Source organism: Brucella pseudogrignonensis, assembly GCF_031454375.1.
Classification (GTDB): Bacteria; Pseudomonadota; Alphaproteobacteria; order Rhizobiales; family Rhizobiaceae; genus Brucella; species Brucella pseudogrignonensis_A.
The window spans coordinates 59,289-66,963 of the sequence record NZ_JAVDQT010000014.1 but is presented as its reverse complement, the minus strand read 5'-3'; the positions used below and the strand labels follow the sequence as shown (position 1 = coordinate 66,963).

Here is a 7,675-nt window from a genome sequence, read left to right as displayed (position 1 = left end):
ATTCATGTTGGTGAAGGCGCTTGCGCTCAAGTGACCTCACAGGGCGCAAACCGTGTTCACCAGATGGATGCGAATTATGCCTCGCAATATCAGACAGTGACGCTTGAAGCAGGCGCATATCTCGAATATCTGCCCGACTTCACGATACCTTATCGCAATTCGCGCTTCATCAACCAGACAGAAATCGTGATCGATGAGAGTGCGACGCTGATCTATGGCGAGATGATGATGACGGGACGCAAGCATCATCATGAAGACGAGCGCTTTGGCTTCGATTTGCTCTCCATGCTTGTCTCTGTAAAGCGACCAAATGGTAAGCGCCTGTTTACGGATAAGGTTCTGATCGAAAAAGGCAATCCGACCATTGATTTTGCGGGTGTCATGCGTGGCTTCGATGCGTTTGCAAATATTGTTTGCGTCACACCGCCTGATGTTGCTGCACGTATCAAGGAGCGCGTCGAGGTAAACTTCAGCACAGATGCACCACGCGCAATATCTGGCGTATCCATGCTGCCCAACAATGCGGGCCTGATGCTGCGCACCGTTGGCATTGAAAGCTACGATGTGCGCGCCGAGGTGCGAAATTTCTGGAAAATTGTTCGTGAAGAAGCCCGTGGGCGCACTCTGCCAGAAGAGTTTCTCTGGCGTTAAAAATCGAAATACGGCTTCGATTTGATTGAGAGGGGATACTGAGATGGCAGAGAAGAACGTTAGTTTTCCAATCAGCTGCCTTCGTGGGGCGGGGCAGGTTTTCTTCATGGAAAACGCCTTTACCGGCGTCATGTTTTTCGCAGCAATTGCCTATGCGTCTTATGCAACGGGCATTTGGGCAACCACGATTGGCGCAGTCATTGGCTTGATCGTTGCCACACTGACCGCTCAGCTGCTTGATTGCGATAAGCCATCCATCAATTCAGGTCTTTTCGGCTTCAATGGCATTCTTGTGGGCGTTGCGCTGCCAACTTTCATCGCCGCCACACCGCAGCTCTGGTTCTACATCATCGTTGGATCAGCATTAAGCACGGTCATCACAGCCACATTCAGTGCAACGCTGACGAAAAGCTGGGGCATTCCCGGCTCAACTGGCCCATTTGTGCTGACCGGCTGGCTCATGGTTGCTGGCGCTTATTCGTTTGGCGCACTGAATGTTACCGGTGACGCGCCAAAACTCGTCTCTGATTATGTTGCGGGTGCAGCGACCATTCCCGCGAATATTGAACTGGTGCAAATCTTCTTCCGCAATATTGCGCAGGTGTTTTTGCTCGGCAATGAGGTGAGTGGTGCACTGATCCTGATTGGCATTTTCATCGCTTCACGTCCGGCTGGTATTGCTGCCGCTCTTGGATCGTTGATTGCCATGATCACGGCAATTGGCATGCGCGCTGATCCGGCAACGGTTGTTCAGGGGCTTTATGGATTTAGCCCAGTGCTGACGGCAATCGCAGTGGGCGTGATTTTCCTCAAAACCGACGGAAAAGTCATCGCTTACGCAGTGCTTGCAACCATCGCCACCGTGTTCATTCAGGGTGCTTATGATGTGCTGATGGCCCCAATGGGCTTACCATCATTTACCGCGCCTTATGTGCTTACACTTTATCTGTTTATCGCGCCGAAGAAACTCTTCGCACCGCATCCACATAAGCCGGTAGCCAAGCATCTGATCAAAGACAATTAGTAAAACTCTTGGTGTTTATCTTACCTGTGTCGCGGATAAGACTCGGCTTGATCTTCACTCCGAGTATGGCAACCCGCTGAAAACTGAACTGCTTCATTCAACGTCAAATCACAGCAGGGGAAAAGGCATTTTGCCAATTCCCCTGCGTTCGTGATTGACTTGAGGTAGTAATAACAGGTCGATCTAATTTCGTATCCTTAGTCCGGTGGCTCAGACGTGACGCGATGGATTTAAGTCAAACCAATGTTCGGCTTGAGCGTGCAGCGAGTTGGAGAGTGGCCGCACGGCCCCGCATCCACTGCACCCAACACGCTCCAATAATGCAAATTCAAAGGCACGAACAAAAGCCAGGCACGCAGCTAATGGATCGCTTGGAAAGCGTGTTCAGCTCATCCGTCACGGATCGATTTCTGCAAAATATGATCATGACGAGTTACATCCTCTCATTGTATCACGGGATCATTTACGCCAGACGGAAGGCCGCTTATAGGGATGATCGGGTTTCGTGGCCACTAATAACATTGGGCCTGTTGGCGTTCTCCCACAATTGTCATCGCAGCGTTGAGACCAATCGAACGATTCTTCATGCAACGCGTGCTGGAATCGCACCAGCATTTGCACTCGGCGTTGTCTCGCGTCCGGCGCATCGTGCAGCGTAATCATGAGCCTACCAAATAAAAAAGATCTCCTTTGCTGACCTGAGTAGTTGAACGTTCTTCAAAGTATCGGCTTAAGCCAACTTTCGACTCCTTTTTTAACTTACGCGATAATGACGATGCGTTGTAAAATGTAGTTGAGGATATCTGTTTACTTGTAAGAATTCGTTCGTAATGGATGAAGGCCTCCCGCTTATTTAGAAGGCCTAATAATCTCACCGTTATCGGACGTTATGAGATCCTTCTTTTACTTTTGAGCAATAAAATCAATGGGATTGCTGCCAGACTTGCATACATCATTAAGAGGAAGCAATCCGCATATGCGATGACCTCGGCCTGCACACTTACGAGCTGATTGATCGCGGCTCGCCCTTGGAGTGTAGAGAGATCAACAGCGTCACCGAGTTGCTGCACTGCACGTGAATAAGGTGACACATGCTGTACCAATGTTGAATGTATAATCTGCTCATTGCGGACGAGCAGGAAACTCATCACTGATATTCCCACGCTGGAGCCAATATTGCGCACCAGATTAAAGAATGCGGTGCCTTGGGTGCGCAATGCATCGGGTAATGTTGCGAAGGCAACAGTGGACATTGGAACAAAGACGAATCCGATGCCAAACCCTTGGATGATACCCGTCCGTATAAGTGTTGCCTCAGAGACATCCTGATTGAATCCGCTCATTTCCCAGAGCGAATAAGCTGTCATAAGAAAGCCAGCTATCAACAATAGTCGAATGTCGATCCGACCAATTAGCTGCCCGACCAAAATCATTGCAATCATGGTACCAATGCCGCGCGGAGCAAGCACAATACCCGCGGTTAAGACAGGGTAGTCGAGAAGCTCCTGAAGATATGGGCTCAACATCGCAAGCGTCGCCAGCAATACGGCACCAACGATGAATATGAGAAATTGTGAAACAACGAAGTTTCGGTCCACAAATAATCGTCGATCAACGAAGCTTTCAGAGCCTGTTGTCGCGGTGTGCACTATGAAGAGGTAACAACCAAGAATGAATAATCCAAACTCAAACTGAATTTCCACAGACTGGAACCAGTTCAACTGCTGACCACGATCCAGGAGGAGTTGCAGTGAGGCGATGGCAAGACTCAGCGTTGCAAAGCCAAAAGCGTCTAGCCGTACATTTGGATTTGGCGGGCGCTTCGGGAAGTATCCGACAGCCAGAAAAAGAGCCAATGCTCCTATGGGTACGTTAACGTAGAACACCCAACGCCAATCATAATACTGTGTGAGCCAGCCGCCCAGTGTGGGGCCGAGGATTGGTCCAAGCATAACGCCAAGGCCAAACATCGCCATGGCCTGGCCTTGGATACGGCGAGGATAGGTGTCAAGAAGTGTGGCCTGCGCAAGAGGAACGAGCGGTGCACCGAAGACCCCTTGTACAAGCCGAAACAAGACCATTTCTGTCAGACTGGTCGCCGTACCACACAGCATCGACGCGCCAACAAAGCCCACGATACTGATGATAAATAGCCGACGGCGACCAAATTTTTGCTCCAGCCAACCCGTCGCTGGCGTAGTTATGGCGGCTGCGACGATGTAAGATGTCAGCACCCAATTCACCTGCGTACTCGTTGCTGACAGCGCACCCTGCATATAAGGCAGGGCAACATTGGCAATAGTTGAGTCCAGTGCCTGCATAAGGGTCGCCACCATCACGCAAATCGTAATGGCTATACGGCGTGAGCCTGTAACCTCTTGCTTATCCTCTGCCGGCGCTGTCATTATAAGTTCACAATACTGGCGAGGTCATCGCCGAGTGTTTTCAACGTACGCCGGTAATTCGTGTGGATTGTCACGTTTGCGCTCGAACCCACGCGGAGAAGTACATCTTCCGGACGATTATCAATGGTAATGCGCACTGGAATGCGTTGAACAACTTTGACCCAGTTTCCGCTGGCATTTTGGGGCGGCAGTAAGGAAAAGACCGAACCTGACGCTGGTGAGATGCTAGCGACACGTCCTTTTAATTGAAGCTCGGGATAATTATCGACGACGATATTAACGGCATCGCCTATCTTAACATGAGCGAGGTCTGTTTCTTTAATGTTGGCATCAATCCAAGAGTCGGTGGAAACGAGGGTGAACGCAGCCTGACCTGGCTGAAGGTAAGTTCCCACCTGGATATTATCGACCTGCGTAGCAATGCCTGAAAATGGTGCAACGACCGTTGTCTGCCGTAAATCCCATTCAGCTTTTTCCTGAATTGCCATAGCTTGCAAATAGTCGGATTGCTGTTCGATTGGAATTTCTGCAGAACCGCCAAGAAGGGCCAGGGTTGAACTTGCTGCATCTTGGGCAGCTATGCGTTGGTCCTGTGCGACTTGCAACTGACGGCGTGCAGCATCACTTGCCTGCGTCGTTCCGACACCATCTTTAAGAAGTTGCTGGGCTCGTTCGTACTCGCCTTGTGCATAGACTACATCGGCTTCGGCCTGCTTAACGGCCGCGACGTTCTGTTGGTAAGTCAACGAGAGACCAGCCAATTTTTCTCTTGCCGCCTGTACCTGTGCCTTGGCTTGATCTAAGGAAAATCGATAAAGATCGGGATCGATTTGGAAAAGTGTTGACTTGGCAAGCACAGGTTCGTTCTCACCTACCTCGACTTTCGTCACACGCCCAGAAACCTGCGGGACGATCGTGACATTCGGCGCGCCGACATAGCTGTCGGTTTCCGAAACCGTGCGTCCGCCGCTAAAATAGATTACAAGGGCAACAATTATCGCTACGATGGGACCCAGTATCAAAAGAGCAGATTTAAGCACGCTACTTTTGGGCTGTTTCGTGGAGCTTACCTTATCGACGTCATTCCCCAAGGGTTGAGTTTCGTTCACGTTATCCTCGTCTTTGCTAGTTGTGCACCGTTAGAGCACTTCAAATATAGTACAGCCACCTTCAATCGGGCTTGGATCTAAAGCGATCTGATAGGCGTTCTAAACTCTTTTACTGAAGACAGTATCGGATCAATGTTTGTTTTAAGACAGGCAACCTTATGCTCTAATTGTAAGTGAACTTTACTAAGAAAATGCACGCAATCAATGGTGAAAATGGTGAATGAGAACAATCGACAGAAAAGATCAGTGCCTGGTTAACAGATCGCGCGAACCGTAAATCGGGCCAGACTTCATGGTGCACGTTTCTTTTTAGAGCAATTATAGTGCGAGCGATGGATTGTCTTATTAAACAGCTATGTGTGCACTCTGTCTCGGCGCATCTCAATGAACCCGAATGCAGAGGTTGGGATTCGCAGTTTCCTGAGCCAGCCCCCAAATTCGAGCACGGCGGCCGGTTTACGAAAGTGTAGTAAACTAATGTACAAAATAGAAATTGCTTAAACGGTTTGGAGTGAGTTTTAATGGAATGGACGTTCATTCATACACTGACATTTACCTTTATGTCGGTATTCTCAATGGTCAATCCAATCGGTATGGCTCCTGTATTTTTGGCGCAAACCAGTCGCCAGCCTAAAGACGAAAGACATAAGCTCGCCTATAGAGTTGCGACTTACGGCGCACTGATGCTTATTATAACGCTATTTGTTGGGCCCAAACTTTTGCAATTTTTTGGCGTGACCCTTCCAGATATACAAGTTGCGGGTGGCATCTTCGTTTTCTTTACAGCTTGGCAAATGTTGGTCGCGGACCCCGCGCCACCCTCCGGTGTCTCAGAAACTCCCACTGGCAGAGATAAGTCGGCAGACATTGCATTCTTTCCGCTCACGATGCCTATTACAGCGGGAGCCGGTACGATCGCTATAATTTTGACCTTATCGAGTAAAATGGCTGGAAGCTTCCATGACGAAATCGCTTCTTACGCTGGCGCGGTCTGCGGGATCATGCTGGTCTTTATATGTGTTGCGATTTGTTATCGATATTCGGACGTGATCTTTAAGAAAATTGGCGTTGCTGGAACCGCGGTTTTAACGCGGCTCACAGCCTTTTTGCTTTTGGCAATTGGGGTATCTGTCACATGGGGCGGCCTAAGTAGCTTAATTTTATCACTAAAATAAAATTTCAGGATTGCATCCCTGGCATCGCAAGACAGGTGCGCTATAAAAGAACTTAGCGCTCTTTAAAACTAGAGCTTATCCGTTTTATGTGGGTCTTAACCGCAAGCAGCAAAGTAGTTGGCGCACTTGGTGGGTTCAAACAATGTTATGGCTTGGCCGACGGCATCCTACAGCGCTTCAACAGTGCGTTCGGCTTTTGCACGCAGATGTGCTTTGAGTTTTGAGAACGCCATCTCTATTGGATTGAAGTCGGGACTATAGGGCGGCAGATACCGTAGTTGCGTACCTGCCTGCTCTATCGCTTCTCTGATGCCTGCAACCTTATGAGCAGGCAAATTGTCCATAATCACGATGTCACCGGGGATCAGTGTCGGCACGAGCACTTGTTCGATATAAGCACGAAAGGCATCAGCATTCATTGCGCCATCCAGCACCATAGGTGCTGTCATGCCTGAGAGGCGGAGCGCACCGGTAAACGTCGTTGTTTTCCAGTGACCATGTGGTATGCCTGCGTGACATCTTTCGCCTCGTAGGCTGCGCCCACGCAACCGCGCCATCTTCGTATTCAGTCCTGGTTGAGTAGGCCGGAGGGATTTCACCTGCCGGCCTCCCGCAGAACGGTGCGTGAACCTCTCGATTCACACCGCTCCCATCAGGTAAACGTGTTCGTTCCGTACGCCTTCCAATGCTCGAAGAGCCCCGGATTTCCATGTGCCAGCTTTCGCAAGAAGAGACTGGCGCGTGTCTTATGGGACTGAAAGCGCTTGAACTTTCGCCTGATCCAAGCCCTGAGTTTCTGATTGACGTAATCAGCCAGAGTGGACAGGGCCGAACGGCTGTACCGACCATAGTAAGCAATCCAGCCCCGAAGAAGTGGATTGAGCTGTTTGGCTATTTCGGCCAGCGCTCCCGGCGTCTGCCGCGGGATGTTCAAGCTTTTGATCGTCGACAGCATTGACGTAAGTGCCGAGGGACTAACCGCAGGCGTATAGCCACAGAAGAACTCGTCTCGCTGCGCATTCGCTACACGTCGCGGTCGGAACTGATACCCGAGGAAGTCGAACACGACATTCGGGTATCTCCCCCTGCGCCTTTGGTCTTTGTCGGATGCATCTGAAGCCCGCACTCTGCCAATCGAGAACCAAGCTCCACCTTGAGAGCTTCTGCTTGTTGTTCACTCTGGCAGTGCACGAGACCGTCATCCGCATACCGGCACCATCGCAGGTCAGGATGCGTCCGCGTCATCCACAGATCAAATGCATAGTGCAGGAAAAGATTCGAAAGGATTGGGCTGACCACGCCCCCTTGCGG

General features: G+C 50.2%; 7 protein-coding genes and 1 pseudogene. 3 read left to right on the top strand and 5 right to left on the bottom strand.

What is annotated here, in order from left to right:
- Both J2782_RS22105 and yut read left to right on the top strand, forming a co-directional pair.
- The coding region (locus J2782_RS22105; RefSeq protein WP_310016219.1) for an urease accessory protein UreD at positions 1–651 on the top strand (651 nt) is incomplete at its 5' end.
- Positions 652–694: 43 nt separating this feature from the next.
- Positions 695–1,675, top strand: a complete 981-nt coding sequence (gene yut, locus J2782_RS22100; protein WP_310016218.1) for an urea transporter — start codon at positions 695–697, stop codon at positions 1,673–1,675.
- Positions 1,676–2,562: 887 nt separating this feature from the next.
- On the opposite strand, the gene J2782_RS22095 is transcribed toward yut, so the two are convergent.
- Both J2782_RS22095 and J2782_RS22090 read right to left on the bottom strand, forming a co-directional pair.
- Entirely contained in the window at positions 2,563–4,080 is a 1,518-nt protein-coding gene (locus J2782_RS22095) for a DHA2 family efflux MFS transporter permease subunit (RefSeq protein WP_310016216.1), read from the bottom strand.
- The gene (locus J2782_RS22090) at positions 4,080–5,189 is read right to left on the bottom strand and encodes an HlyD family secretion protein (RefSeq protein ID WP_310016214.1); all 1,110 of its coding nucleotides are present in this window, start codon (positions 5,187–5,189) and stop codon (positions 4,080–4,082) included. Before J2782_RS22090 ends, J2782_RS22095 begins: the two co-directional genes overlap by 1 nt.
- A 521-nt stretch (positions 5,190–5,710) precedes the next feature.
- Between J2782_RS22090 and J2782_RS22085 the strand changes: the two genes are divergently transcribed.
- Positions 5,711–6,364 carry a MarC family protein gene (locus J2782_RS22085; protein WP_265987152.1) on the top strand — a complete coding sequence of 218 codons (654 nt, stop codon included), beginning with the start codon at positions 5,711–5,713 and terminating at the stop codon, positions 6,362–6,364.
- A gap of 95 nt (positions 6,365–6,459) precedes the next feature.
- On the opposite strand, the pseudogene J2782_RS22080 reads toward J2782_RS22085, so the two are convergent.
- The 3 genes and pseudogenes from J2782_RS22080 to J2782_RS22070 form a co-directional block, all read right to left on the bottom strand.
- Positions 6,460–6,942 (bottom strand): annotated as a pseudogene (locus J2782_RS22080) (IS630 family transposase); the annotation flags it as partial.
- 74 nt (positions 6,943–7,016) lie between these two features.
- A complete protein-coding gene (locus tag J2782_RS22075; protein WP_310016211.1) occupies positions 7,017–7,319 on the bottom strand; it encodes a group II intron maturase-specific domain-containing protein in 303 nt (100 codons plus the stop codon).
- Between the two features lie 68 nt (positions 7,320–7,387).
- Positions 7,388–7,663 carry a reverse transcriptase domain-containing protein gene (locus tag J2782_RS22070; RefSeq protein ID WP_310016209.1) on the bottom strand — a complete coding sequence of 92 codons (276 nt, stop codon included), beginning with the start codon at positions 7,661–7,663 and terminating at the stop codon, positions 7,388–7,390.
- Positions 7,664–7,675 lie beyond the last annotated feature (12 nt).